This is a genomic window from Motilibacter peucedani (genome assembly GCF_003634695.1).
Classification (GTDB): Bacteria; Actinomycetota; Actinomycetes; order Motilibacterales; family Motilibacteraceae; genus Motilibacter; species Motilibacter peucedani.
Genome location: NZ_RBWV01000011.1, coordinates 34,125 through 59,468, shown reverse-complemented (window position 1 = coordinate 59,468; position 25,344 = coordinate 34,125). Strand labels below are relative to the sequence as shown.

The 25,344-nt window shown below is 73.9% G+C and carries 21 protein-coding genes; 17 read left to right on the top strand and 4 right to left on the bottom strand.

Annotation, left to right across the window (positions count from 1 at the left end):
* The first annotated feature begins 51 nt into the window (after positions 1-51).
* Positions 52-1,128, top strand: coding sequence for a glycine betaine ABC transporter substrate-binding protein (locus tag CLV35_RS08505; protein ID WP_121193072.1), 1,077 nt, complete (start codon positions 52-54; stop codon positions 1,126-1,128).
* A gap of 107 nt (positions 1,129-1,235) precedes the next feature.
* Here CLV35_RS08505 and CLV35_RS08500 read toward each other — a convergent pair whose 3' ends face one another.
* The gene (locus tag CLV35_RS08500) at positions 1,236-2,390 is read right to left on the bottom strand and encodes an NADH-quinone oxidoreductase subunit D-related protein (RefSeq protein ID WP_121193071.1); all 1,155 of its coding nucleotides are present in this window, start codon (positions 2,388-2,390) and stop codon (positions 1,236-1,238) included.
* Positions 2,391-2,419: 29 nt separating this feature from the next.
* Between CLV35_RS08500 and CLV35_RS08495 the strand changes: the two genes are divergently transcribed.
* From CLV35_RS08495 to CLV35_RS08480, 4 genes are all read left to right on the top strand, one after another.
* Complete coding sequence (locus CLV35_RS08495) at positions 2,420-2,908, top strand: PH domain-containing protein (protein ID WP_121193070.1); 489 nt, start codon at positions 2,420-2,422, stop codon at positions 2,906-2,908.
* Positions 2,905-4,266, top strand: a complete 1,362-nt coding sequence (locus CLV35_RS08490; protein ID WP_121193069.1) for a PH domain-containing protein — start codon at positions 2,905-2,907, stop codon at positions 4,264-4,266. The genes CLV35_RS08495 and CLV35_RS08490 overlap by 4 nt, the downstream gene beginning before the upstream one ends.
* A 13-nt stretch (positions 4,267-4,279) precedes the next feature.
* Positions 4,280-5,515, top strand: a complete 1,236-nt coding sequence (locus tag CLV35_RS08485; RefSeq protein ID WP_121193068.1) for a cytochrome P450 — start codon at positions 4,280-4,282, stop codon at positions 5,513-5,515.
* A 130-nt stretch (positions 5,516-5,645) separates the two neighbouring features.
* On the top strand, positions 5,646-6,476 hold the full coding sequence (locus CLV35_RS08480) for a PrsW family glutamic-type intramembrane protease (protein ID WP_231121621.1): 831 nt from the start codon (positions 5,646-5,648) through the stop codon (positions 6,474-6,476).
* Positions 6,477-6,531: 55 nt separating this feature from the next.
* On the opposite strand, the gene CLV35_RS08475 is transcribed toward CLV35_RS08480, so the two are convergent.
* Complete coding sequence (locus CLV35_RS08475) at positions 6,532-7,428, bottom strand: SAM-dependent methyltransferase (protein ID WP_121193067.1); 897 nt, start codon at positions 7,426-7,428, stop codon at positions 6,532-6,534.
* A 77-nt stretch (positions 7,429-7,505) separates the two neighbouring features.
* Here CLV35_RS08475 and CLV35_RS08470 point away from each other — a divergent pair, with 77 nt between their 5' ends.
* The 12 genes from CLV35_RS08470 (at position 7,506) to CLV35_RS08415 (ending at position 22,954) form a co-directional block, all read left to right on the top strand.
* Entirely contained in the window at positions 7,506-8,414 is a 909-nt protein-coding gene (locus CLV35_RS08470) for a Rossmann-like and DUF2520 domain-containing protein (protein WP_121193066.1), read from the top strand.
* A gap of 19 nt (positions 8,415-8,433) precedes the next feature.
* Positions 8,434-9,276 carry a pantoate--beta-alanine ligase gene (panC, locus tag CLV35_RS08465; RefSeq protein ID WP_121193065.1) on the top strand — a complete coding sequence of 281 codons (843 nt, stop codon included), beginning with the start codon at positions 8,434-8,436 and terminating at the stop codon, positions 9,274-9,276.
* Entirely contained in the window at positions 9,273-10,931 is a 1,659-nt protein-coding gene (locus CLV35_RS08460) for an L-aspartate oxidase (RefSeq protein WP_121193064.1), read from the top strand. Before panC ends, CLV35_RS08460 begins: the two co-directional genes overlap by 4 nt.
* A complete protein-coding gene (gene nadC / locus CLV35_RS08455) occupies positions 10,928-11,830 on the top strand; it encodes a carboxylating nicotinate-nucleotide diphosphorylase (RefSeq protein ID WP_121193063.1) in 903 nt (300 codons plus the stop codon). Before CLV35_RS08460 ends, nadC begins: the two co-directional genes overlap by 4 nt.
* Before the next feature lie 5 nt (positions 11,831-11,835).
* Complete coding sequence (locus tag CLV35_RS08450) at positions 11,836-12,609, top strand: type III pantothenate kinase (protein ID WP_121193062.1); 774 nt, start codon at positions 11,836-11,838, stop codon at positions 12,607-12,609.
* Positions 12,606-13,880 carry a lactate racemase domain-containing protein gene (locus CLV35_RS08445; protein ID WP_121193061.1) on the top strand — a complete coding sequence of 425 codons (1,275 nt, stop codon included), beginning with the start codon at positions 12,606-12,608 and terminating at the stop codon, positions 13,878-13,880. Before CLV35_RS08450 ends, CLV35_RS08445 begins: the two co-directional genes overlap by 4 nt.
* Positions 13,881-13,917: 37 nt before the next feature.
* On the top strand, positions 13,918-15,702 hold the full coding sequence (gene uidA / locus CLV35_RS08440) for a beta-glucuronidase (protein WP_121193060.1): 1,785 nt from the start codon (positions 13,918-13,920) through the stop codon (positions 15,700-15,702).
* Between the two features lie 46 nt (positions 15,703-15,748).
* Complete coding sequence (gene pgi, locus CLV35_RS08435; RefSeq protein WP_121193059.1) at positions 15,749-17,389, top strand: glucose-6-phosphate isomerase; 1,641 nt, start codon at positions 15,749-15,751, stop codon at positions 17,387-17,389.
* 83 nt (positions 17,390-17,472) lie between these two features.
* Positions 17,473-18,987: a bifunctional lysylphosphatidylglycerol synthetase/lysine--tRNA ligase LysX gene (gene lysX / locus CLV35_RS08430; protein ID WP_121193058.1), complete on the top strand. Its 1,515-nt coding sequence runs from the start codon at positions 17,473-17,475 to the stop codon at positions 18,985-18,987.
* A gap of 9 nt (positions 18,988-18,996) precedes the next feature.
* On the top strand, positions 18,997-19,509 hold the full coding sequence (locus tag CLV35_RS08425) for an amino-acid N-acetyltransferase (protein ID WP_121193057.1): 513 nt from the start codon (positions 18,997-18,999) through the stop codon (positions 19,507-19,509).
* 299 nt (positions 19,510-19,808) lie between these two features.
* Complete coding sequence (locus tag CLV35_RS08420) at positions 19,809-20,162, top strand: histone-like nucleoid-structuring protein Lsr2 (protein ID WP_121193056.1); 354 nt, start codon at positions 19,809-19,811, stop codon at positions 20,160-20,162.
* A 302-nt stretch (positions 20,163-20,464) separates the two neighbouring features.
* Entirely contained in the window at positions 20,465-22,954 is a 2,490-nt protein-coding gene (locus tag CLV35_RS08415; RefSeq protein WP_121193055.1) for an ATP-dependent Clp protease ATP-binding subunit, read from the top strand.
* Positions 22,955-23,112: 158 nt separating this feature from the next.
* On the opposite strand, the gene CLV35_RS08410 is transcribed toward CLV35_RS08415, so the two are convergent.
* Both CLV35_RS08410 and CLV35_RS08405 read right to left on the bottom strand, forming a co-directional pair.
* Positions 23,113-24,339, bottom strand: coding sequence for an ATP-binding protein (locus CLV35_RS08410; protein WP_183061881.1), 1,227 nt, complete (start codon positions 24,337-24,339; stop codon positions 23,113-23,115).
* 48 nt (positions 24,340-24,387) lie between these two features.
* Complete coding sequence (locus CLV35_RS08405) at positions 24,388-25,308, bottom strand: HhH-GPD family protein (RefSeq protein ID WP_121193053.1); 921 nt, start codon at positions 25,306-25,308, stop codon at positions 24,388-24,390.
* Positions 25,309-25,344: the final 36 nt, after the last annotated feature.

Below are 25,344 nucleotides of genomic sequence, written 5' to 3'. Positions count from 1 at the left end.
CCGCGCGCTGCCTGGCCAAGGCGGGGCGACACACGAGAGGACCTCACACCCATGCGCACACGACTTGGACTGGCGGCGGGAGTGCTCGCTGCGAGCGGCATGCTGCTCGCCGGCTGCGGCGACTCTGGATCGTCCAGCGGCTCGGGCGGTGCGCCTGCCTCCTCGGCGGCCGCCCCGAGCGCGGCGTCGAGCTCGGCTTCGAGCGGCGGCGCCAGCACTGACGCGTCGGCTGCTCCCGCGGGCGGCACCGCCGACTGCAAGCCGGTCGCCGGCAAGGAGCTCGTCGTCCTCACCGACGACAAGAAGCTGCAGACGGTCGACAACATCGTCCCGGCGATCAACGCCAAGGCGGCCACCCCGGCGCTGACCGCAGCGCTCGACAAGGTGTCCTCGGTCCTGACGACCGACGACCTGGTCTCGCTCAACCGCCAGGTCAGCGCCGAGCGCAAGACCTCGCCGAACGTCGCCAAGGCCTACGTCAAGGACAAGGGCCTCGACAGCGGGCTCTCCGGCGGCTCGGGATCGATCACGGTGGGCGCCGCCAACTTCGCCGAGAACCAGACGGTCGCCGAGATCTACGCCGCCGTCCTCGACGCGGCCGGCTTCAAGGCCAAGACCCAGACCATCGGCGCCCGCGAGGTCTACCTCGCCGCGCTCGAGAAGGGCCAGATCCAGGTCGTGCCGGAGTACGTCGGCACGCTCACCGAGTTCATCAACAAGGCGCAGAACGGCCCCAAGGCCACCGCGCTGGCCAGCCCCGACCTCGACAAGACGGTCGCCGCGCTGACCCCGCTGGCCAAGAAGGTCGGCCTGACGATCGGCAAGCCGGCCGAGGCGGCCGACCAGAACGCGTTCGCGGTGACCACCGCCTTCGCCGAGGCCAACGGCGTCAAGACGCTGTCCGACCTCGCCGCGAAGTGCGGCTCCGGCCTGGTGCTCGGCGGCCCGCCGGAGTGCCCGACCCGCCCGTTCTGCCAGCCCGGCCTCGAGTCGAGCTACGGGCTGAAGTTCGACTCCTTCACCGCGCTCGACGCCGGTGGCCCGCTCACCATGACGGCCCTCAAGACCGGCAAGGTCAGCCTCGGGCTCGTCTTCAGCTCCGACGGCGGCCTCACCTCCGCGTCCTAGCCCGCCCCTCCGCCCAGCCCCCTGTTGGCACGATGTGACTCCTTGCCAATCTGATTGGCAAGAAGTCACATCGTGCCAAACCAGGGGGTGGGGCGTGCCCGGGTGCGTCAGCGGTCGATGTCGCCGGTGATGAAGAAGAGCGAGGTCAGCACCGGCACGAGCTCAGCCACCGGCGTACCAGGCAGCAGCGCCTCGAGCGCCTGCACGTTGCCGAACGACGCGCTGCGCAGCTTCAGCCGCCACGGCACCTTGCCGCCGCGCGAGACCAGGTAGTAGCCGTTGAGCCCCAGCAGGTTCTCCGTCACCGAGTAGGCCGTGCCCTCGGGCACGGTGAGCACCTTCGGCAGCCGCACCGCGAACTCCCCCGGCTCCACGCGGGCCAGCGCCGCGAGCGCGAGGTCAAGACCCGTACGCGCCGACTCCGCGAGCACCTCCCAGCGCGCGAGCGCGTCGCCCTCCACCCGGCGAGTGCGCGGCACCTCCAGCTCGCCGTAGGCGAGGTACGGCGCGTCGATCCGCAGGTCGGCGTCGATCCCCGACGCGCGGGCGACCGGCCCGCTCACGCCGTAGGTCAGCGCGTCCTCCCGCGTCAGCACGCCCAGCCCGCGCAGCCGGTCGCGGAACGCCGGCGCGGCGACGACCGCGCACGCGGCGTCGAGGCCGCTGCGCACGTCCTCCAGCGCGTGCACCGCCTCGGGCAGCCAGCCCTCGGGGAGGTCCTCCTTCAGCCCGCCGACGCGGTTGAGCATGAAGTGGACCCGGCCGCCCGACACCGCCTCGAGCACCCGCTGCAGCGGCTCGCGCAGGGCGAGCACCGCGGGGTCGGTGACCGTGTCTCCCTCCGGGCGCGCAGGGTCCGGCGGGCTGGCGAGGAACATCAGCGCGCCGAGCACGCGGTTCATCTCGGCCAGGGCGGTGCGCGCCCACACCGCCCGCGGCGGCACCTCCATGCCCAGCATCCGCTCGGCGGCCAGCACGATGCCGAGCTCGTTGGCGAAGGCCGAGAGCCAGTCGTGGCGGTTGGCCAGCACGATCACCTGGCGGTAGTCGCGCGCCTCGAACAGCTTCTCGGCCCCGCGGTGCATGAACCCGACCTCGGGCTCGACGGCCGCGACGACGGAGTCCTCGACGCGCAGGTGCAGCCGCAGCCCGCCGTGGGCCGACGGGTGCTGCGGGCCGATGGGCAGCACGAGGTCGGCCGCCTCCGGCCCCCACCCCGTCGCCGCGCCGACGCCCACCCGCAGAGTCCTCACGGCGGGCATGCTCGCACGACCTGGCTACGCTGCCGGTCGTGGACGACCCGTTCGACCCGTTCGACGTCGAGTGGCGACCGGTGTCGCCGCGCCTCGCGACGGTGCGCCGCGCCCTGGGCTGCGGCGCGCTGCTGCTCGTCACGGTGCTGGTCGCCGTCGGGCTCGGCCTGCTCGCGGGCACGACCTGGGCAGGGCTCGCCGTGCTGGTCGGCGTGCTCGCGGCCGCCCTGGTCTGGGTGCTGGTCGGGCGCAACGTCGCCTCGTGGGCCTACGCCGAGCGCGCCGACGACCTGCTGCTCCGCAAGGGGCTGCTCGTGCGCCGCCTGACCGTCGTGCCCTACGGCCGCATGCAGTTCGTCGACGTGACCGCCGACCCGGTGCACCGGCTGGCCGGGCTCGCGACGGTGCAGCTGCACACGGCAGCGGCGACGACCGACGCGGTGATCCGCGGGCTGGTGCCCGCCGAGGCGGCCCGGCTGCGCGACCGGCTCGCCGCCCGTGGCGAGGCTCGGGCCGCCGGCCTGTGACGCAGCCCCTGCGGCGCCTGCACCCGCTCACGCCGTTCATCCGCGGCTGGAAGATCTTCGTCGCCTTCGCCGTCGTGGTCGCCCAGCAGGTGGGCCTCGAGCGCCACGGCCCGGCCCGCTGGGCGCTGCTCGCGCTGGCGGGCGCGGTGCCCGTCGCCGCGGTCGCCGGGTGGCTCGCGTGGCGCACCACGACGTACGGCTTCGACGGCGAGGACCTCCGCGTCGACAGCGGGATCGTCGTGCGCCGCTCCCGTCGCGTGCGGCTCGACCGGCTGCAGGCGGTCGACGTCGTACGCCCGCTGCTGGCCCGCCTCGTCGGGCTCGCGGAGCTGCGGCTCGAGGTGGTGGGCGCCAGCTCGAGCGAGGGCGGGCTCGCCTACCTCTCGGAGGAGGAGGCCCGCGCGCTGCGCGCCGAGCTGCTCGCCCGCGCCGCGGGCCTCGTCGCCGCCGAGCACGCCGACCCCGCCGCCGGGGCCCCGGTGCACGAGGAGGCGCCGGAGCACCTGCTCCACGCGGTCCCGTGGGGCCGCTACGTCGCCTCGCTCGTGCTCTCGGCGCCGACCCTGGTGGCCGGCCTCGTGATCGGCGCCGCGGTGGCGCTGTCGGCCTGGCAGCGCACGGCGGCGCCGCTCGCGCTCGTGCTCCCGGCGCTCGTGGTGCCGGTGCAGCAGTTCTTCGTCCGCGGCCAGGCCGACGCCGGCTTCGAGGTCTCCGGCTCCGCCGACGGGCTGCGGCTGCGCCACGGGCTGCTCGAGAGCCGCCAGCAGACGGTGCCGCCGGGGCGGGTGCAGGCGATCCGCGTGGTGGCACCGGTGCTGTGGCGCCCGTGGGGCTGGGTGCGGCTCGAGGTGGCGGTCGCGGGCTACGGGCAGAAGGCGCAGGCGCTCACCGGCACGCTGCTGCCGGTCGCGCCGCGCGCGGAGGCCGAGCAGCTGGTACGCCTGGTGCTGGGTGCGGAGGTCGGGCCCGCCGACCACGACCGCCTCGCCGTCCCGCTGGTGCCCGCTCCCCGCCGGGCCCGCTGGCTCGACCCGCTGGGCTGGCGCGCGCTCGGCGTGGGCGGCGACGACGAGGTGCTGCTGGCCCGGCACGGCGCCTTCCGGGTGGTGCTCGACGTCGTGCCGCACGCCAAGGTGCAGTCGCTGCGGGTGGTGCAGGGCCCGCTGCAGCGCCGGCTCGGCCTGGTCACGCTGCACGTCGACCTGCCGCCCCACATCGCTCCGCTGGTGCCGCACCGCGACGCCGCCGAGGCGGCGGCACTGCTCGCGACCGAGGTCGAGCGCACCCGGGCTGCGCGCGCCCGGGCGAGGCCCGAGCGGTGGGCGCAACCGGCTGGCGGACGGTCCGCCGGGCTCTAGACTCTGCTCCACCATGCAGGTACCCGCCGCGCCCGCCGCCTTCGACCCCACCCGCCGGGCGTTCGTCGTGGACCCCTACCCCGTCTACGCCGAGCTGCGCGAGAGCGCCCCCGTGGCCTGGGCCGCGCAGACCGGCCAGGTGCTGGTCGCTCGCCACGAGGACATCGACGCCGTCCTGCGCGACCGTCGCTTCGGGCGCAGCTACCTCCAGGTCGCCACGCACGCCGACATGGGCCGGCCCGACGAGCCCGAGGAGCTCGCGCCGTTCTGGGACGTCGTGCGCGACGGCATGCTCGACACCGAGCCGCCCGACCACACCCGCCTGCGGCGCCTGGTGTCCAAGGCGTTCACCCCTGCGCGCGTCGCCGCCCTGCGTCCGAAGGTCGAGGCCATCGCCGCCCGCCTGGTCGACGCGCTGCTCGACGCCGGCAGCGACGGCTCGGCCGTCGAGCTGCGATCGGCGGTCGCCGAGCCGCTGCCCGTCGCGGTCATCGCCGACCTGCTGGGGGTGCCGGAGTCCGACCGCGGGCTGCTGCTGCCGTGGTCGCACGCGATGTGCCGGATGTACGAGCTGCACCCCACCGTCGACGACCAGCGCGGGGCGGTGCAGGCGGCCGGCGAGTTCGCCGCCTACCTGCGCGACCTCGCGGCCGACCGTCGCCTGCACCCCCAGGACGACCTGGTCACCGCCCTCGCCGAGGTGGTCGACGAGGGCGAGCGGCTCACCGAGGACGAGCTGGTCGGCACCTGTGTGCTGCTGCTCAACGCCGGCCACGAGGCGACCGTCGGCGTGACCACCAACGGCACCGCCACCCTCCTCCAGCACCCCGACCAGCTCGAGCGGCTGCGGGGCGACCTCGCGCTGCTGCCCACCGCCGTCGAGGAGCTGCTGCGCTACAGCACGCCGCTGCAGCTGTTCTCCCGCTGGGCGCTCGAGGACGCCGACATCGCCGGCATCCCCGTGCCCCGCGGCACCCAGGCGGCCCTGCTGTTCGGCTCGGCCAACCGCGACCCCGCGCGCTTCGACGACCCCGAGCGGTTCGACGTCGGCCGCACCCCGAACCCGCACATCTCCTTCGGTGCCGGCATCCACTACTGCCTGGGTGCGCCGCTCGCGCGGCTCGAGCTGGGCGCGATCTTCAGCGAGCTGGTGCAGCGGGTGCCGGGCCTGGCGATCGCCTCCGAGCCCGTGTGGGGCCGCGGCTACATCATCCGCACGCTCGAAGGCCTGTCCGTCACCGTCCGCTGAGGCGCCGGCCCGCTCCGGGTCCCCTCCGCGACGCCCTGCCCGCTGGGCGGCCGGACCAGCGGCCCCGGGTTGGTGGCCGCTCCGGCGGGTATCGGCGCTCCACGCATCCGTGCCGTGTCAGGAGCATGCCGTGACCACCTCCATCCGCACCGACCAGCCGCGCTCAGGGCGCCCTGCCGGGCCGCCGCTCACGCGCGCGGCGCGGCACGGGTGGCTGCTCGTGCTCGCCATCGGCAGCGCCTTCTTCGTCGCCGACGAGCGCACGCTGGTGGGCACGCAGAACCCCAACTTCCTCCCGTCGGTGATCCTGCTGGGCGCCGCCGCCGTGCCTGCCGCGTTCACCACCTTCGTCTACGGGCGCCGGCTGGCGTTCGACGTGCCGGTTGGCACGGTTTGGACCACCGCAGTGCTAGGTGGACTGATCGGTACGGTCGTGGCCGGGTCGCTGGAGTACAAGACGCTGCGCACGCTCGGCGTGCTGCCCATGGTCGGGGTTGCAGCGATCGAGGAGTTCGCGAAGCTGCTGCTGCCTGCGGCGGTGCTCTTCCTGCGCCCGTGGCGGCGACGCGCAGACGGGCTGCTGCTCGGAGTCGCCGCAGGAGCGGGGTTCGCCGCCCTCGAGACCATGGGCTACGGCATGGTGACGCTGCTCCAGAGCGGCGGCGACATCGGTGCGGTGCAGAACCTGCTGCTGGTGCGCGGGATCCTCAGCCCGGCCGGTCACATGGCCTGGACCGGCATCGCCGCAGCGGCGCTCTGGTCGGCCGCGGCGGGCGGGTGGTCAGCGGCAGGCGTACGCCGTGTGGTCGTCGCAGTCGTCGTCGTGGTCGGCATCCACACCGCCTGGGACAGCGTCCACACGATGGTCGGCTACGTCGTGCTCGCCGCCGTCAGCCTGGCCGTGCTCACCTACGTGACCCACCGCATCGCGGTCGCCGAGCCGGTGGCTGCTTCCGGCTGAGCCGGCGGCCCGCTCAGGGCTCGGCGATGACGGCAGACGGCGCGTGCAACGCCCGTCACTGCACGCGTACGCCGCACCGCTGCACCAGCCACGTGAACCCGCCCAGCGCGGCCGGGTCGCGCAGCTCGGCCCGCTCGAGCCGCTGCTGGAGGCCGCCCGCCTCCAGCAGCCCGTCCATCGCGTCCCGCTGGGAGGACACCGCCAGCGTGGTCGCCCCCGCCTGCTCACCGGCGGCCTGCACCGCGTCGAGCGCGACGGCGCTCGTCACGTCGCACGACCCGTCCGGCACCGGTCGCACCAGGCGGCCGCCGCGGTGCGCGCGCAGGGTGCCGTCGGCGTACGCGCCCGCTGCCCGCTCGTCGCGGGTGTGGGCGTAGTCGACCGCCACGGCGACCCCGTCGACGGCGCGCACGACCGCGGCCCAGGCAGCGTCGCGCGGGAGCCCCACCTCCGCGCGCTCGCCGACCCGGCGCAGCGGCCACCAGCGGTCGAGCCAGGCGAGGTCGTTCGGAGCTGGCGCGTCGCCGAGCGCCTCCCCGCCCGTCCGCGGGTCGACGAGCACCAGCCGCGGGCCGTCGCCGGTCTGCTCGAGGACGTCGACCGGCACGGAGTCGAGCCACTCGTTGGCGACGACGAGCGCACCGTCGCAGCGGGGGAGCTCGGCCGTCCAGCCCACGGCCGGAGCCAGGCCCACCGGCCGGGGAGCCAGGTCGACGCCGTGCAGCGCCAGGTCGGGTTGCAGGGCGGCGAGGCCGGCGACCAGCTCGCCGCCGCCGGCGCCCAGGTCCACCACGGTGCGCAGCCCGTGGCGGTCGGCCAGGGCGGCGACCGCGCGGGCGAACGACGGCACGTGCGCCGAGGTGCGGAAGTGCGCGCGTGGCTCCTCGCGCACGTAGAAGCCTCCGCGGCCGTAGAGCGCGGCCGCCGTCGCCTCGCGCCAGGTCAGGAGCACGCGAGCAGTCTGGCGCCCGGATAGGCTGGCCGGGACAGGCCGTCTGGTACCCCTCGTGGACTGGAACGTGAACCCCCATGCCGCTGCCCGCGTCACCCGCCGCCCGTGCGCGGCCCGCCCGCCTCGACGTGGGCGTCGTCGGCACGGGCCGGGCCGGTGCGGTCATCGGTGCGGCGCTCGGCGGCGCCGGCCACCGGGTCGTGGCCGCCTCGGGCGTCTCGGAGGCCAGCCGGTCGCGCGCCGCCGCGCTGCTGCCGGGCGTGCCGCTGCTCCCGCCCGCCGACGTCGTGTCGCGTGCGGGACTCGCCGTGCTCGCCGTGCCCGACGACGAGCTGGCACCCCTGGCCCGCGGACTGGCCGAGGTCGGCGCCGTGCGCCCCGGCACCCTGCTCGTCCACCTCAGCGGCCGGCACGGCGTCGGCGTGCTCCAGCCGGCGGTCGAGGCGGGTGCCCTGCCGCTCGCGATCCACCCGGCGATGACCTTCACCGGCACGCCGGTCGACCTCTCGCGCCTGGCGGGCTGCCCCTTCGCGGTGACCGCGCCCGAGCCGCTCGTGCCCATCGGCCAGGCGCTGGTCGTGGAGATGGGCGGCGAGCCGCAGGGCGTGCCCGAGTCGCTGCGCCCGCTCTACCACGCGGCGCTCGCAGGTGCTGCGAACTCCCTCGTGACGCTGGTGGCGCAGTCGCTCGACCTGCTGGTCACCTGCGGCATCGAGCAGCCGGCCCGCTTCGTGGCGCCGCTGCTGTCGGCCGCCCTCGACGGCGCCCTGCGCAACGGCGACCTGGCCCTGACCGGCCCGGTGGCGCGCGGCGACGCCGGCACCGTGGCCTCGCACGTCCACGAGCTGGGGCTGGTCTCGCCGGAGGCGGCGGCCGCCTACGTCGCCCTCGCCCGGCTCACCGCCGACCGCGCGCTGGCGGCCGGGGTGCTCGCGCCCGAGCGGGCCGAGCCGCTGCTCGACGTCCTGGCCGGCAGGGCCCGATGACGAGAGCCGGGAGGGCCCGATGACCGCACTGGTGCACGAGACGGCAGCACTGCGTACCTCGCTCGAGGGCCGCGGCCCGCTCGCCGTCGTCATGACGATGGGCGCCCTGCACGCGGGGCACGCCGCTCTCGTGCGCGCCGCGCGGGCCCGCGTCGGCGACACCGGCACCGTCGTCGTGACGGTGTTCGTCAACCCGCTGCAGTTCGGGCCGGGGGAGGACTTCGAGCGCTATCCGCGCACGCTCGACGACGACCTCGAGGTCTGCCGCCGTGAGGGGGTCGACGTGGTCTTCGCCCCCTCGGCGGCCGAGGTCTACCCCCGCGAGCCGGTCGTGCGCGTCGACCCCGGGCCGCCCGGGAGCGACCTGGAGGGCGCCTCCCGGCCGGGGCACTTCGCGGGCGTGCTCACGGTGGTGCTCAAGCTGATGAACCTCGTGCGCCCGCAGCTCGCGTTCTTCGGCGAGAAGGACTGGCAGCAGCTCTCGCTGGTCACGGCGATGGCGACCGACCTGTCGCTCGGCGTGGAGGTCGTCGGCGTGCCCACCGTGCGCGAGCCCGACGGGCTGGCCCTCTCGAGCCGCAACCGCTACCTCTCGGCCGACGAGCGGGCGGCGGCGCTCGCGCTGTCGCGTGCCCTGCAGGCCGGCGCTGCTCAGGGCGCCCGGGGGTCCGAGGCGGTCCTCGCGGCGGGACGCGAGGTGCTGGCCGGTGCGTCGGGGGTACGCGTCGACTACCTCGAGCTGCGCGGGCCTGGCTTCTCGGCGGACCCGCGCGGCGGCGAGGCCCGCCTGCTCGTCGCCGCCCGCGTCGGCACCACCCGGCTCATCGACAACGTGCCCGTGCGGCTCGGGTCGGCCGCATGACGACCGTCGAGGGGCTGCCGCAGCGGCTCGACGCACCGGAGCCCGGCTGGACCGCGCGCGCCGACGTGGTCGTGGTCGGCAGTGGCATCGCGGGACTCACCGTGGCACTGGGCGCCCGTCGCGCCGGGCTCTCGGTGCTGCTCGTCACCAAGACGTTCCTCGACGCCGGCTCCACCCGCTGGGCGCAGGGCGGCATCGCGGCGGCGCTGGCTCCCGACGACTCGCCGGAGGAGCACCTCGACGACACCCTCGTCGCGGGCGTCGGCCTGTGCGAGGAGGACGCGGTCCGCGTCCTGGTCACCGAGGGCCCGCGCCGGGTGCGCGAGCTGATCGACCTCGGTGCCCGGCTCGACCGCGACGCCGCGGGTGCGCTGTCGCTGACCCGCGAGGGCGGCCACCACCGCGACCGCATCGTGCACGCGGGCGGCGACGCGACCGGGCTCGAGGTCGAGCGCGCGCTCATCGCCGCCGTGCACGCCGACCCAGAGGTCGAGGTGGTCGAGCACGCGCTGGTGCTCGACCTGCTCACGACCGCGGGGGGCCGTGCCTGCGGGGTGACGCTCCACGTCATCGGCGAGGGGATCCGCGACGGCGTCGGTGCCGCGCTCGGGCGCGCGGTCGTGCTGGCGACGGGCGGGCTGGGCCAGGTCTACGCCTCCACGACCAACCCGTCGGTGTCGACCGGTGACGGCGTGGCCCTCGCCCTGCGGGCCGGTGCCGAGGTGGCCGACCTCGAGTTCGTGCAGTTCCACCCGACCGTGCTGTGGCTCGGGGAGGTCTCCGGTGGTCAGCAGCCGCTGGTCTCCGAGGCCGTCCGCGGTGAAGGGGCGTTCCTCGTCGACGACGAGGGGGTCCGGTTCCTCCAGGGCGTGCACCCGATGGCCGACCTCGCCCCCCGCGACGTCGTGGCCAAGGCGATCCTGCGGCGCATGCGCGAGACCGGCACCGACCACGTCTGGCTCGACGGCCGGCACTTCGGCGAGGAGACGTGGCGGCGCCGGTTCCCCACCATCCTCGCCAGCTGCCGAGAGCACGGCGTCGACCCGGTGCACGACCTCATCCCCGTCGTCCCCGCGTGCCACTACGCCAGCGGCGGGGTGCTGACCGACCTCGAGGGGCGCACGAGCGTCGAGGGCCTGTACGCCTGTGGCGAGGTCGCGTGCACCGGCGTGCACGGCGCCAACCGGCTCGCGTCGAACTCCCTGCTCGAGGGGCTCGTCTTCGCGGCGCGCATCGCCGACTCCTTCGGCGGCACGAGCCTCCCGCCGCAGGGCGAGCCGGCGGCGGAGACCCGTCCCGCGGGGCTGCTCGACCGCAGCGCGCGCCCGCCGCTGCAGCGGGCGATGTCGGAGGGCGCCGGCGTGCTGCGCTCGGCAGCCAGCCTCGCGGCGACCGCGGAGGCGCTGCGTACCCTCGCGGCCGGCACCGGAGCGGCCCGCGGCATCGAGGCGTGGGAGGCCACCAACCTGCTGACCGTGGCCTCGGCGCTGACGCTCGCGGCGCGCACGCGCACCGAGACGCGCGGCTCGCACTGGCGCGAGGACCATCCCGAGCGCGACGACGACACCTGGAGGACCCACCTCGTGACCACCCTGACCGCCGGCTCCCTCTCGACGCGCCCGCGCCCGCTGCGCTCCCCGGGACGGCTGGGATGAGCGAGCTGCGCCCCGAGACCCGCGCCGCACTGACCAACGCCGGCCTCGACCCCGAGCGGGTCGTCGACATCGTGCAGCGGGCCCTCGACGAGGACCTCGACGGCGGCGTGGACGTCACGACGGTCGCCACCGTCGACGAGCACGCCCTGACCGCGGGCGACCTGGTGACCCGCTCCGACGGTGCGATCGCCGGCATCCCCGTGGCCGCAGCGGTCTTCGAGCTCGCCGGTGGTGCGGTCCTCGAGCCGGTGGTCCGCGACGGCACCGTCGTCGCGGCGGGCACGGCGGTCGCCACCGTCGCCGGGCCGACCCGCGCCGTGCTCACGGCCGAGCGCACCGCCCTCAACCTCATGGGTCGGCTGTCGGGGATCGCGACGCTGACGGCCATCTGGGTCGACGCCGTGCGCGGCACGGGTGCCGAGATCCGCGACACCCGCAAGACCACGCCAGGCCTCCGCATCCTCGAGAAGTACGCCGTGCGCTGCGGGGGCGGCGTCAACCACCGCATGTCGCTCTCCGACGCCGCGATGGTCAAGGACAACCACGTCGTCGCGGCCGGGGGAGTGGTGGCCGCGTTCGAGGCGGTGCGCAGCCGCTGGCCGCGGCTGCCGATCGAGGTCGAGGCCGACACGGTCGAGGACGCGGTGCTGGCTGTGGAGGCGGGCGCCGACCTGGTGCTGCTCGACAACATGGGGGTCGAGGACCTGCGGCGGGCCGTCGCCCTCGTCGCCGGCCGGGCGCGGCTCGAAGCCAGCGGCGGGCTGACGCTGCGCAGCGCGCGCGACGTCGCAGAGACGGGCGTCGACTACCTCGCCGTCGGAGCGCTGACCCACTCGGCGCAGGTGCTCGACATCGGGCTCGACCTGCACGGGCTGCCGGCCCGTGGCGAGAAGGGCTGAGCGACGTGCTGCTGACCATCGACATCGGCAACACCCACATGGTGCTGGGGCTCTTCGACGGTGCCGAGGTCGTCGAGCACTGGCGCATCGCCACCGACCCTCGCCGCACGGCCGACGAGATCGCCGTCGTCCTGCGCTCGCTGCTGGCCGGCAGCTCGATGCAGCCGGTGGTCGAGGGCATCGCGGTCTGCTCCACCGTGCCGGCGGTGCTCCACGAGATGCGCGACCTCTGCGCCCGCTACTACGCCGACGTGCCGAGCGTCATCGTCGAGCCGGGCGTGAAGACGGGGGTGCCGGTGCTCACCGACAACCCCAAGGAGGTCGGCTCGGACCGCATCCTCAACACGCTGGCCGCCGTGGCCCTGCACGGCGGGCCGGCGATCGTCGTCGACTTCGGCACTGCCACCTCCTTCGACGCGGTGTCGGTGCGCGGCGAGTTCGTCGGCGGGGCCATCGCCCCGGGCGTCGAGATCTCCGTCGAGGCGCTCGGGTCGCGCGGCGCGCAGCTGCGCCGGGTCGAGATCGCCCGCCCGCGCTCGGTCATCGGCCGCAACACCGTCGAGGCGCTGCAGTCCGGCATCGTCTTCGGCTTCGCCGGCCAGGTCGACGGCATCGTCGAGCGGATGGCCCGCGAGCTCGCCGACGACCCCGACGACGTGACCGTGATCGCCACGGGCGGTCTCGCACCGCTCGTGCTGGCGGAGTCGGCCACCATCGACGTGCACGAGCCGTGGCTCACGCTGCACGGCCTCCGGCTGGCGTTCGAGCGCAACCGGTGAGTGCCGTCGACGCCGGCTCCCCGGCCGCCTTCGCGGGTGGCGCCGACCGGGTGCTGTCCTCCGACGAGGTCACCGCCTTCGTGCGGTCCGCGCTGGCGTCGGCGGACCTCGACGGCCGCAGCGTCTGCGTCGTGGTCCCTGACCGTACGCGGAGCTGTCCGCTGCCGCTGCTCATGGGCGCCGTCCACGACGCCCTGCACGGCCGGGTGTCGAGGCTGACGGTGCTCGTCGCGCTGGGCACGCACGCGCCCATGGCCGAGGCCGACCTCGACGACTGGCTCGGCGCCCCGCCCGGGGGCCGGGCCGAGCGCTATCCCGGCATGCAGGTCCTCAACCACGAGTGGCAGGACCCGGCGACCTTCGTCGACCTCGGCCACATCCCGGCCGACCGCATCGCCGAGCTGTCGGGCGGCCTGCTGCACACCGGCGTCGACGTCAAGCTCAACCGCGCGGTCGCCGAGCACGACGTGGCCCTCGTCGTCGGCCCGGTCTTCCCCCACGAGGTCGTCGGGTTCTCCGGCGGCAACAAGTACTTCTTCCCCGGCGTCGCAGGCCAGGAGATCATCGACATCTCCCACTGGCTGGGCGCGCTCATCACCAGCGCACAGATCATCGGCACCCGCGGCACCACGCCCGTGCGGGCGCTCATCGACGAGGCGGCCCGGCTCGTGCCGAGCGAGCGGCTGGCGCTCTGCGTCGTGGTGCAGGCAGGCACGAGCAGCCTGCACGCTGCGGCGTTCGGCACGCCGGAGTCCGCGTGGGCGGCGGCCGCCGACGTGTCGGCCGAGACGCACGTGCGCTACCTCGACGCCCCCGTGCGGCGCGTGGTCTCGGTGATGCCGAGGAAGTACGACGACATCTGGACCGGCGCCAAGGGCTTCTACAAGCTCGAGCCCGTCGTCGCCGACGGCGGGGAGGTCATCCTCTACGCCCCGCACATCACGCGCATCGCGGCCATGCACCCCGAGATCGAGACCATCGGATACCACTGCCGCGACTACTTCGTGAAGCAGTGGGACCGCTTCTCCGACCTGCACTGGGGAGTGCTCGCCCACTCGACCCACCTGCGCGGGGCCGGCACGTGGGACCCCGAGCACGGCGAGCACGACCGGGTGAAGGTCACGCTCGCCACCGGCATCCCCGAGTCCGTCGTGCGCGGTGCCAACCTCGACCACCTCGACCCGGCCGACGTCGACCTGGCGGCCCTCGCGGCCGACCCCGACACACTCGTCGTCCCCGACGCCGGAGAGGTGCTCTACCGGCTGCGCTGAGACGCCGCACGGACCGACACCGACGAGAGGAGCCCCGATGCTGCGGCCCCAGGACACCCGCACCCGTGAACGCAGGTCGCTCGACGGCCTGTGGCGCTTCCGCCTCGACGGCGCCGGCGAGGGCCGCGCGCAGCGGTGGTTCGCCGCGCCGCTCGAGCAGTACCGCCTCATGGCGGTGCCGGCCAGCTTCAACGACATCGTCGCCGATCCCGACGTCCGCGACTACGCCGGCGAGCTCTGGTACCAGACCACGGCCCGGGTCCCGCGCGGCTGGGACGGCTCCCGGGTGGTGCTGCACCTCGAGTCCGCCACGCACCGGGCGACGGTGTGGGTGGGCGACACCGAGGTGGTGAGCCACGAGGGCGGCTACACACCGTTCGAGGCCGACGTCACCGAGCACGTACGCGCCGGCGAGCTCGTCCGCATCACCGTCTGCGTCGACAACCGCCTCTCGTTCGAGACGATCCCGCCAGGCCTCGTGGTCCAGACGCCGAGAGGGCCGCGGCAGCGCTGGTTCCACGACTTCTACAACTACGCCGGCATCCACCGGCACGTGTGGCTCTCGAGCACGCCGACGACGTGGGTGGACGACGTCACCGTCGTGACCGGGCTCGAGGGCAGCGTCGGCACCGTCGCGTACGACGTCGAGGTGCGCGGCACCGCGGCGTACGACGTGGCGGCGACCCTGCGCGACGGCACCGGCGCGGTGGTCGCGACCGGCACCGGCGCCTCCGGGACCCTTCGTGTCGAGGACGTGCACCGGTGGGCGCCGGGCGACGGCTACCTCTACGAGCTCGAGGTGCGGCTGGAGCACGACGGCGCCGTCCTCGACAGCTGGCTGCAGCCGGTCGGGGTGCGCACGGTCGAGGTCCGGGGCACCGAGTTCCTGGTGAACGGCGAGCCGTTCCACTTCAGGGGCTTCGGCAAGCACGAGGACGCCGCGGTGATCGGCAGGGCCCACAGCGACGCCTACCTGCTGCGGGACTTCGAGCTGCTGCGCTGGATCGGTGCCAACTCCTTCCGCACCTCGCACTACCCCTACTCCGAGGACGTCCTCGACCTCGCCGACCGCGAGGGGATCGTCCTGATCGACGAGGTGGCGGCCGTCGGGCTGCACTTCGGGCTGGGCGGCAGCATCCCCGGGCCTCCTGGCAGGACCACGTTCTCGGCCGAGACCATCAACGGCACGACGCAGGCCGTGCACGCCCAGGCGATCCGCGAGCTGGTGGCGCGCGACAAGAACCACCCCTGCGTCGTGCTGTGGAGCATCGCCAACGAGCCGGAGAGCGAGACCGCTGCGGCCGAGGAGTACTTCCGCCCGCTGTTCGACGTCGCCCGCGAGGCCGACCCCACCCGGCCCGTGGGCTTCGTCAACGTCGCCCTCGCGCCGCACGGGACGTGCCGCGTCTCCCAGTTCGGGGACGTCATCATGCTGAACCGCTACTACGGCTGGTACGTCCACACCGGCGACCTCGACGCGGCCGAGCTCGCGTGGGAGCAGGAGCTGCGCGGGTGGGCGGGCGACGGCAAGCCCATCATCGTCACCGAGTACGGCGCCGACACCCTGGCCGGTCTCCACAGCCTGGCCGCCGAGCCGTGGTCGGAGGAGTACCAGGTCGCCTACCTCGACATGAACCACCGCGTCCTCGACCGCATCCCCGCCGTCGTCGGCGAGCACGTCTGGAACTTCGCCGACTTCGCGACCGCCCCCGGCGTCATGCGCGTCGGTGGCAACAGGAAGGGCGTGTTCACCCGCGACCGCCAGCCCAAGGCGGCGGCGCACGCGCTGCGGCGGCGCTGGCTCGTGGCCCCAGCCGAGTGAGGCACCTCGCTGGTTAGGCGCGGCGGAGCGGCGGGAGGATGACTGCATGACGACCTCGGAGCAGACCCCCCTCACCGACGCCGCGGCGTGGGCCCGGCTCAACGCCCACTACGAGCAGGTCAAGGACCTGCACCTGCGCGAGCTGTTCGAGCAGGACCCGACGCGCGGCGAGACCTTCACCGCGAGCGCCGGCGACCTGTTCGTCGACTACAGCAAGAACCGGCTGACCGCCGAGACGCTGGAGATCCTGGTCGACCTGGCCCGCGAGCGGGGGGTCGCCGAGCGGTTCGAGGCGATGGTCACCGGCGAGAAGATCAACACGACCGAGGGGCGCGCGGTGCTGCACACGGCGCTGCGCGCTCCGCGGGGGGCGGTCGTCGAGGTGGACGGCGTCGACGTCGTGCCGCAGGTGCACGAGGTGCTCGACCGGATGGCGGCGTTCGCCGACTCCGTGCGCAGCGGCGAGTGGGTAGGGCACACGGGCCAGCGCATCCGTACGGTCATCAACATCGGCATCGGCGGCTCCGACCTGGGGCCTGCCATGGCCTACACCGCGCTCAAGCCGTTCACCCAGCGCGAGATCGAGTGCCGGTTCGTCTCCAACGTCGACGGTGCCGACATCGCGGAGGCGACCCGCGGGCTCGACGCGGCGACCACGCTGTTCATCGTCAGCTCCAAGACGTTCACGACGCTGGAGACGCTGACCAACGCCACGACCGCACGCGACTGGCTGGTCGGGCAGCTGGGCGACGAGTCGGCCGTCGCCAAGCACTTCGTCGCGGTCTCGACCAACGCCGAGGCGGTCGGCGGGTTCGGCATCGACACCGCCAACATGTTCGGCTTCTGGGACTGGGTGGGCGGCCGGTACTCCTTCGACAGCGCGATCGGGCTCTCGCTGATGGTGGCGGTCGGGCCGGACGGCTTCCGCGAGCTGCTCGCCGGCATGCACGAGATCGACGAGCACGTGCGCACGACGCCGCTCGAGCGCAACGTGCCGGTGCTGCTGGGGCTGATCGGCATCTGGTACCGCGACTTCTTCGGCGCCCAGACGCACGCCGTGCTGCCCTACAGCCAGTACCTCGACAAGCTCGCGGACTACCTCCAGCAGCTCGACATGGAGTCCAACGGCAAGTCGGTGACGCTGTCGGGGCAGCCGGTCGACGCCCCGACGGGCCCGATCGTGTGGGGCACCCCCGGCACCAACGGCCAGCACGCCTACTACCAGCTGATCCACCAGGGCACGACGATGGTCCCGGCCGACTTCATCGGCATCGCCCGGCCGGCCGAGGACGTCGGCGAGCACCAGGACCTGCTGATGGCCAACTACTTCGCCCAGCCCGAGGCGCTGGCGTTCGGCAAGACCCCCGAGGCGCTGCGCGAGGAAGGCGTCGCCGAGGAGCTGGTGCCGCACCGGACCTTCGAGGGCAACCGGCCCACGAACTCTATCCTTCTCCCCGAGCTCACCCCGCGCACCCTGGGCCAGCTCATCGCGACCTACGAGCACAAGGTCTTCACGCAGGGCACGATCTGGGGCATCAACAGCTTCGACCAGTGGGGCGTCGAGCTGGGCAAGGTGCTCGCCAAGCGGATCGCACCCGAGCTGACCGCCGGCTCCGACGCCGACCTGGCGCACGACAGCTCGACCAACGCGCTCATCCGCCGCTACCGCTCCCTGCGCGGCCGCTGACACCGCTGCGTCCGAACCCGCCGCCGCATCGCCGCAGGTCGGCGGCGCGCGGGTTCGGACAAAGGGCTCGGTACCCTGGGCGGGTGAGTGACACGACCCCCGCCAGCGAGCCGACCCTGAGCGAGCAGGAGCAGGTACGCCGCGAGAAGCTCGCGCGCCTGCGCGCGGAGGGCGTCGACCCGTACCCCGTCGGCTTCCCGCGCACGACCACGATCGCCGCCCTGCGCGAGCGGCACGCCGGGCTGGAGCCCGACACCCGCACGGGCGAGCGCGTCGGCGTCACCGGCCGGGTCGTGCTCAACCGGATCACCGGCAAGCTCTGCTTCGCCACGATCCGCGACGCCACGGGCGACGTGCAGGTCATGCTCTCGCTCGACGCCCTCGGGCCCGAGCGGCTGCAGGCGTGGAAGAGCGACGTCGACCTGGGCGACCACGTGGGCGTCGAGGGCGAGGTCATCTCGAGCCGGCGCGGCGAGCTCAGCGTGATGGCCGACTCGTGGGCGATCACCTCGAAGTCGCTGCGTCCGCTGCCCGACAAGCACAAGGGCCTGACCGACCCCGAGGCCCGGGTGCGCCAGCGCTACGTCGACCTGATCGTCAACCCCGAGTCGCGGAGGATGCTCCACACCCGCAGCGCCGCCGTGCGCTCCATCCGCGAGACGATGCACGCCCGGGGCTACGTCGAGGTCGAGACCCCGATGCTCCAGACGATCCACGGCGGCGCGAACGCGCGCCCGTTCACGACCCACATCAACGCCTACGACCTCGAGCTCTTCCTGCGCATCGCGCCCGAGCTCTACCTCAAGCGGCTGGTCGTCGGTGGCGTCGAGAAGGTCTTCGAGGTCAACCGCAACTTCCGCAACGAGGGCGCGGACTCCAGCCACAACCCCGAGTTCACGATGCTGGAGGCCTACGAGGCCTACGGCGACTACGACACGATGCTCACCCTCACCCGCGAGCTGATCCAGCAGACCGCGCGCGACGCGCTCGGCTCGACCGTCGTCCGCCACACCGGCGACGACGGCGAGGTGGCCGAGCACGACATCGGCGGCGACTGGCGGGTCGTGACCGTCAACGACGCGATCTCCGACGCCCTCGGCGAGCCGGTCACCAACGACTCCACGCTCGAGGAGCTGAGCGCCCTGGCCGAGAAGGCCGGCGTGCCCCTGGCGCCGCAGTGGGGCCGCGGGCAGGTGCTGCTCGAGCTCTACGAGCACCTGGTCGAGGAGCACACCGTGCTCCCCACCTTCTACAAGGACTTCCCGACCGACGTCTCGCCGCTGACCCGGGCGCACCGGCAGGACCCGCGGGTCGCCGAGCGCTGGGACCTGGTGGCCTTCGGCGCCGAGATGGGCACCGCCTACTCCGAGCTCGTCGACCCGGTCGAGCAGCGTGCCCGGCTCACCGCGCAGTCGCTGCTGGCCGCGGGCGGCGACGTCGACGCGATGGTGCTCGACGAGGACTTCCTGCGGGCGCTGGAGTACGCGATGCCGCCCTCCGGCGGCCTCGGCATCGGCGTCGACCGCGTGCTCATGATGCTGACGGGCAAGGGCATCCGCGAGACGGTGCTGTTCCCGCTCGTGCGGCCCGGGCAGTAGAGCCCGCTCGTGGGTCAGCGGCGCGGGCTGGTCAGCGTGCGGCGGGCGCGCACCTCCGACGTGCGCGAGATCCGCCGGCTCGTCGACGCCTACGCCGACGACCGCCGGCTGCTCTCCAAGGCCACCGTCACGCTCTACGAGGACGTGCAGGAGTTCTGGGTCGCCGAGCAGGACCAACAGGTCGTGGGCTGCGGCGCGCTGCACGTGCTCTGGGAGGACCTCGCCGAAGTGCGCACGCTCGCGGTCTCCGAACGCGTACGCGGCCTGGGCGTGGGCGGCGCGCTGCTCTCCCAGCTGCTCGAGCAGGCTGCGTCCCTCGGCGTCGCCAAGGTGTTCTGCCTCACCTTCGAGGTCGGGTTCTTCGGCCACCACGGCTTCGTCGAGCTCGAGGGGACGCCGGTCTCGCCGGAGGTGTTCGCCGCGCTGCTCGAGTCCTACGACGAGGGCGTCGCCGAGTTCCTGGACCTCGAGCGGGTGAAGCCGAACACCCTCGGCAACACCCGCATGATCCGCCACCTCTGAAACGCCTGGGCGCAGCGTCGGCGCCTGCTCCGAGCCGGTGCGAGACTGGTGCGGTGAACGTACTCGCCGCGCTCGTCCCCACCGTCGTCATCGCCGGTGCCTTCATCGGTCTTCTCGTCTTCGCATTCCGCGCCACGGACGGTCGGAGCAATGACGACCGCGAGTAGTTGTGCTCGTGACAATTGCCCGGAGTAGTCCATTCGGCGCAATGCTCGGCGCCCTTCCCGTCTAGCACAATGGCGCCGTGATGCTATAGGTTGGCATTTCCCGAACACATTCCGAGAAAGGCCGGCACCACAATGGCGCAGCGCACTGTCGTCACGCTCGAGGACGACATCGACGGCGGTCCCGCCGAAGAGACGGTGACATTCGCCCTCGACGGCGTGACCTACGAGATCGACCTCAACGCCGACAACGCCGCGTCGCTGCGCGACGCCCTCGCCCCCTACGTCGGCGCCGGGCGCCGCACCGGCGGGCGCTCGGGCGGCGGCACGCGCACCCGCACCAGCCGCGCCTCCGCGCCGGCCGCCCCCTCCCGACGCGGCGACAGCGCCAGCATCCGCGAGTGGGCCCGCGAGAACGGCTACACGGTCAGCGACCGCGGCCGCATCCCGAGCAACGTGATCGAGGAGTACGAGAAGGCCGCGGGCTGAGCCCAGCCTCTCGACCTGCGCAGCGCTGACGACGGGTGCGCCGGGGGCCGTTCGCCCCTGGCGTACCCGTCTGCGCTGCGGCGCCGGAATGGTGCCGCCCGGGTGCTCGTTGACCCCTTCGACTCGTACGGATGTGGCGGTTCGTCCGCGCTCCGTCCCCTTCCTCCCCGGTCGGGCGCATGGGCCGGGGGAGCGACAGGGGCGGACGCAGCGACGCACGGACGAGTCGTCGGGGCTAGCATGCGGAAGGACAGGCGCTCGCTAGGAGCGCCCGGTCCGATCCGCTTCGTGAGGAGCGTGCAATGTTCGAGAGGTTCACCGACCGTGCGCGGCGGGTCGTCGTCCTGGCCCAAGAAGAGGCCAGGATGCTCAACCACAACTACATCGGCACCGAGCACATCCTTCTCGGCCTGATCCACGAGGGCGAGGGCGTGGCCGCCAAGGCCCTCGAGTCCCTCGGCATCTCGCTGGAGGCCGTGCGCTCGCAGGTCGAGGAGATCATCGGCCAGGGCCAGCAGGCCCCGTCCGGGCACATCCCCTTCACCCCGCGCGCCAAGAAGGTCCTGGAGCTCTCGCTGCGCGAGGCGCTGCAGCTCGGCCACAACTACATCGGCACCGAGCACATCCTGCTCGGGCTCATCCGCGAGGGCGAGGGCGTCGCCGCCCAGGTGCTCGTGAAGCTCGGGGCGGACCTCAACCGCGTCCGCCAGCAGGTCATCCAGCTGCTCTCCGGCTACCAGGGCAAGGAGACCGCCACGGCGGGCGGCCCTGCCGAGGGCGCCCCCTCGACCTCCCTCGTCCTCGACCAGTTCGGCCGCAACCTCACGCAGGCCGCTCGCGAGGGCAAGCTCGACCCGGTCATCGGGCGCGAGAAGGAGATCGAGCGCGTGATGCAGGTGCTCTCGCGCCGCACCAAGAACAACCCGGTGCTGATCGGCGAGCCCGGCGTCGGCAAGACCGCGGTCGTCGAGGGCCTGGCCCAGGCGATCGTCAAGGGCGAGGTGCCCGAGACCCTCAAGGACAAGCACCTCTACACCCTCGACCTCGGCGCCCTCGTCGCCGGCTCGCGCTACCGCGGCGACTTCGAGGAGCGGCTCAAGAAGGTCCTCAAGGAGATCCGCACCCGCGGCGACATCATCCTGTTCATCGACGAGCTCCACACGCTCGTCGGTGCCGGTGCCGCCGAGGGCGCGATCGACGCGGCCTCGATCCTCAAGCCGATGCTCGCCCGCGGCGAGCTCCAGACCATCGGCGCGACCACGCTCGACGAGTACCGCAAGCACCTGGAGAAGGACGCCGCCCTCGAGCGCCGCTTCCAGCCGATCCAGGTGGCCGAGCCCTCGCTGCCGCACACCATCGAGATCCTCAAGGGCCTGCGCGACCGCTACGAGGCGCACCACCGGGTCTCGATCACCGACGCGGCCCTGGTCGCGGCGGCCACGCTGGCCGACCGCTACATCTCCGACCGCTTCCTCCCCGACAAGGCGATCGACCTGATCGACGAGGCCGGCTCGCGCATGCGCATCCGCCGCATGACCGCGCCGCCGGACCTGCGCGAGTACGACGAGCGCATCGCCGGCGTCCGCCGCGAGAAGGAGTCCGCGATCGACGCGCAGGACTTCGAGAAGGCGGCGCGCCTGCGCGACGAGGAGAAGCGGCTCCTGGGCGACAAGGCCCAGCGCGAGAAGGAGTGGAAGGCCGGCGACATGGACGTCGTGGCCGAGGTCGACGAGGACCTGATCGCCGAGGTGCTCGCCACCGCCACCGGCATCCCGGTGCTCCGCCTCACCGAGGAGGAGAGCCAGCGGCTGCTCAAGATGGAGGACGAGCTGCACCGCCGGGTCATCGGCCAGGAGCAGGCCATCAAGGCCCTGTCCCAGGCGATCCGGCGCACGCGGGCCGGCCTCAAGGACCCCAAGCGCCCCGGCGGCTCGTTCATCTTCGCGGGGCCCTCGGGCGTCGGGAAGACCGAGCTGTCCAAGACGCTGGCCGAGTTCCTGTTCGGTGACGAGGACGCGCTGATCGCCCTCGACATGAGCGAGTTCTCGGAGAAGCACACCGTGTCGCGGCTGTTCGGCTCGCCCCCCGGCTACGTCGGCTACGAAGAGGGCGGCCAGCTCACCGAGAAGGTGCGCCGCAAGCCGTTCTCGGTCGTGCTGTTCGACGAGGTCGAGAAGGCCCACCCGGACATCTTCAACTCGCTGCTGCAGATCCTGGAGGACGGTCGCCTGACCGACTCCCAGGGCCGGGTCGTCGACTTCAAGAACACCGTGATCATCATGACCACGAACCTCGGCACCCGCGACATCTCCAAGGGCTTCAACCTCGGCTTCGCGGCCGTGGGCGACACCCAGACCGGCTACGACCGGATGAAGGCCAAGGTCCAGGACGAGCTCAAGCAGCACTTCCGGCCCGAGTTCCTCAACCGCATCGACGACATCGTCGTGTTCCACCAGCTCACCCAGGCCGAGATCATCACGATCGTCGACCTGATGCTGGCCCGGCTCGACGAGCGGCTCAAGGACAAGGACATGGGCCTCGAGCTCACGCCCGCGGCCAAGCAGCTGCTGGCGGAGCGCGGCTACGACCCCGTCCTGGGTGCCCGGCCCCTGCGCCGCACCATCCAGCGCGAGATCGAGGACGCGCTGTCGGAGAAGATCCTGTTCGGCGAGGTCAAGCCGGGCGAGATCGTCTTCGTCGACATCGAGGGCGAGGGCAAGGAGGCCAGCTTCACCTTCCGCGGCGAGGCCAAGCCCCCGCTGCCCGAGGTGACCCTCACCAAGTCGCTCTAGCCCCACCCGCACGGCCAGGACGGGCCGCCTCCCCACCCGGGGAGGCGGCCCGTCTCGCGTCTGCGGTGCCGCCGGCGTACCCCCCCTGGTTGGCACGATGTGACTCCTTGCCAATCGGATTGGCAAGGAGTCACATCGTGCCAACGCTGGGGGAGGGTTCAGGCGGGGTCGAGCTCGGCGACGAGGACGGTACGCTGGGAGGGCAGGCGGTGCGCTTCGACGAGCAGGCCGACCTGGACCTCGCTGCCGTCCTGGCGCAGCGCGGGCATCTCGACGCGGCGGCCGACGACGTGGCGCTCGCCGGTGAGCAGGAAGCGGACGAAGCCGGCGATGTGGGCCTCGTGCATCCGCGGCGGGATGATCGCCACCAGCCGGCGCCCCACCAGCGCCTCGCGCGACCAGCCGAGCAGCTCGGCGGCGGGTGCGCTCACCGCCAGGATCCGGTTGGCGTCGTCGGCGGCCAGCAGCGCGCGGTCCGACGCGGTCACCGAGGAGGTGTCCCACGCCGGCGACTCGCGCGCCATCGGCGCCGCGCTCGCGTCGAGCCGGCTCCACGGCTCGGGATCCGCGCCCATGGCCTGGTTGACGACCTGGTCGCAGCACCAGATGCGCAGCCGGCGGATCTCGGGCTGGCTCGCCGGCGCCAGCAGCAGCCCGGCCGCCGCCTGGGCGACGGCCCGGTCGAGGGCGCGCTGCAGGGTCAGGAACCGCGGCACGGCGGACCGCGGCAGCTGGGCCCGCGCGTCGACGGAGCTCGCGCCCGGCGCGGCCGCCGCCAGCGACGGCGCCACCGCCTCGGCCAGCACCGTCAGCGCCTCGTTGCCGGCCGCGGCGTCGTCGGCCTCGGAGGCGTCGGCGCGGGTGGCCTCGTCGAGCGCCGTCATCAGGTGCTCGCGCAGCAGCGACGCCGCGTGCTCGAGGAACGTCGCGTAGAGGCCGACCGGCAGGTGCAGCAGGCGCACCTCGACGCTCGGCTCCGGCTGTGGCGCCGCCTGCTCGGCGCGCTCGGGCTGCGGCTGCCCGAGCGCGAACCACACGACCTTGCCGCCGGAGTCGGTGCGCCGGGCACCGTGCTGCACGGAGAGCGCCTGCAGCAGCTCGAGACCGCGGCCGGTCGTCGCGTCGGTGGTGAAGCTGCGCTGCACGGGCAGGTGGGGGCTGTGGTCGGCGACCTCGACCACGACGCCCCGTCGGTTGACGGTGACCGTGATCCCGACCGACGAGCGGGCGTGCACGACGGCGTTGGTCACCAGCTCGCTGACCAGCAGGGCCGCGGTGTCGACGACGTCCTCGGCCTGGCCGGCGCGGCGCAGCGTGTCCTCGACGGCGTGCCGGGCCCGGCGCACGCTCGCAGGCTCGGGCGCCAGGCCGACCTCGCGGTGCACGAGATCGGGCGCTCCGCCGGACGCCGGTCCTTCCACCACGGGCTCCGCCTACCCCGCTCCGGCGGGTGCCACCCCTGCTGCAGCCGGCCCGTGCGTGCCCGGCAGGCACCACCGCCCGTCGGGCAGCTCGCTCGCCAGCCCGTCGGCGGCCAGGGCGGCGAGCGCGCGCTCGCGCTGCTCGGGCAGGTGCCAGGCCTCGTCGAGCAGGTCGCGCGGCACCGGCTCCGACGCCGTGCGCAGCACCGCCATCAGCCGCCCGCGCACCTGGCGGTCGGTGCCGGCGAACGCCTGCGGCCGCCGCGCCTGCGTCTGGGCAGCGGGGTAGCCGGCGGCCCGCCACCGGCAGGCGTCGGCGACCGGGCACTCGGAGCACCGCGGTGCCCGGGCGGTGCAGACCAGCGCACCGAGCTCCATCGTGGCGACCGCCCAGCGGGCGGCCTCGCCCGGGTCGTCGGGCAAGAGCGCCTCGGCGCGCGCGTACTCCGCCGCGGTGGCGCTCGGGCCGGCGTTCTCGACGCCGTCGCCCACCCGCGCGAGCACCCGGCGCACGTTGGTGTCGAGCACGGCGTGGCGCCGTCCGTGGGCGAACGAGAGCACCGCGGCCGCGGTGTAGGCGCCGACGCCCGGCAGCGTACGCAGTGCCGCCAGCTCGTCGGGCAGCTCGCCGCCGTGCTGCTCGGTCACGACCACCGCCGCGGCGTGCAGCCGCAGCGCCCGGCGCGGGTAGCCGAGCCGGCCCCACGCGCGCACGGCCTCGCCGGGCGCCTCGGCGGCGAGCGCCGCCGCAGTCGGCCAGCGCGCCGTCCACTCCAGCCACACGGGCAGCACCCGCGCGACCGGCGTCTGCTGCAGCATGACCTCGCTGACCAGCACGTCCCAGGCGCTCACGCCCGGCTGGCGCCACGGCAGGTCGCGGGCGTGCGCGGCGTACCAGTCGAGCAGCGGCGCGTGCAGGGGTGAGACAGGCATGGCGCGTCGGATCGTACGGCGTGGGAGCGCACCGCG

Excerpts from the sequence above, each read along its gene's own strand:
- CLV35_RS08405 (WP_121193053.1), bottom strand. The coding sequence starts at position 25,308 with ATGCCTGTCTCACCCCTGCACGCGCCGCTGCTCGACTGGTACGCCGCG.
- pgi (WP_121193059.1), top strand. The coding sequence starts at position 15,749 with ATGACGACCTCGGAGCAGACCCCCCTCACCGACGCCGCGGCGTGGGCC.
- CLV35_RS08415 (WP_121193055.1), top strand. The coding sequence starts at position 20,465 with ATGTTCGAGAGGTTCACCGACCGTGCGCGGCGGGTCGTCGTCCTGGCC.
- panC (WP_121193065.1), top strand. The coding sequence starts at position 8,434 with ATGACCGCACTGGTGCACGAGACGGCAGCACTGCGTACCTCGCTCGAG.
- CLV35_RS08420 (WP_121193056.1), top strand. The coding sequence starts at position 19,809 with ATGGCGCAGCGCACTGTCGTCACGCTCGAGGACGACATCGACGGCGGT.
- CLV35_RS08460 (WP_121193064.1), top strand. The coding sequence starts at position 9,273 with ATGACGACCGTCGAGGGGCTGCCGCAGCGGCTCGACGCACCGGAGCCC.
- nadC (WP_121193063.1), top strand. The coding sequence starts at position 10,928 with ATGAGCGAGCTGCGCCCCGAGACCCGCGCCGCACTGACCAACGCCGGC.
- CLV35_RS08485 (WP_121193068.1), top strand. The coding sequence starts at position 4,280 with ATGCAGGTACCCGCCGCGCCCGCCGCCTTCGACCCCACCCGCCGGGCG.
- CLV35_RS08500 (WP_121193071.1), bottom strand. The coding sequence starts at position 2,390 with ATGCCCGCCGTGAGGACTCTGCGGGTGGGCGTCGGCGCGGCGACGGGG.
- uidA (WP_121193060.1), top strand. The coding sequence starts at position 13,918 with ATGCTGCGGCCCCAGGACACCCGCACCCGTGAACGCAGGTCGCTCGAC.
- CLV35_RS08470 (WP_121193066.1), top strand. The coding sequence starts at position 7,506 with ATGCCGCTGCCCGCGTCACCCGCCGCCCGTGCGCGGCCCGCCCGCCTC.
- CLV35_RS08505 (WP_121193072.1), top strand. The coding sequence starts at position 52 with ATGCGCACACGACTTGGACTGGCGGCGGGAGTGCTCGCTGCGAGCGGC.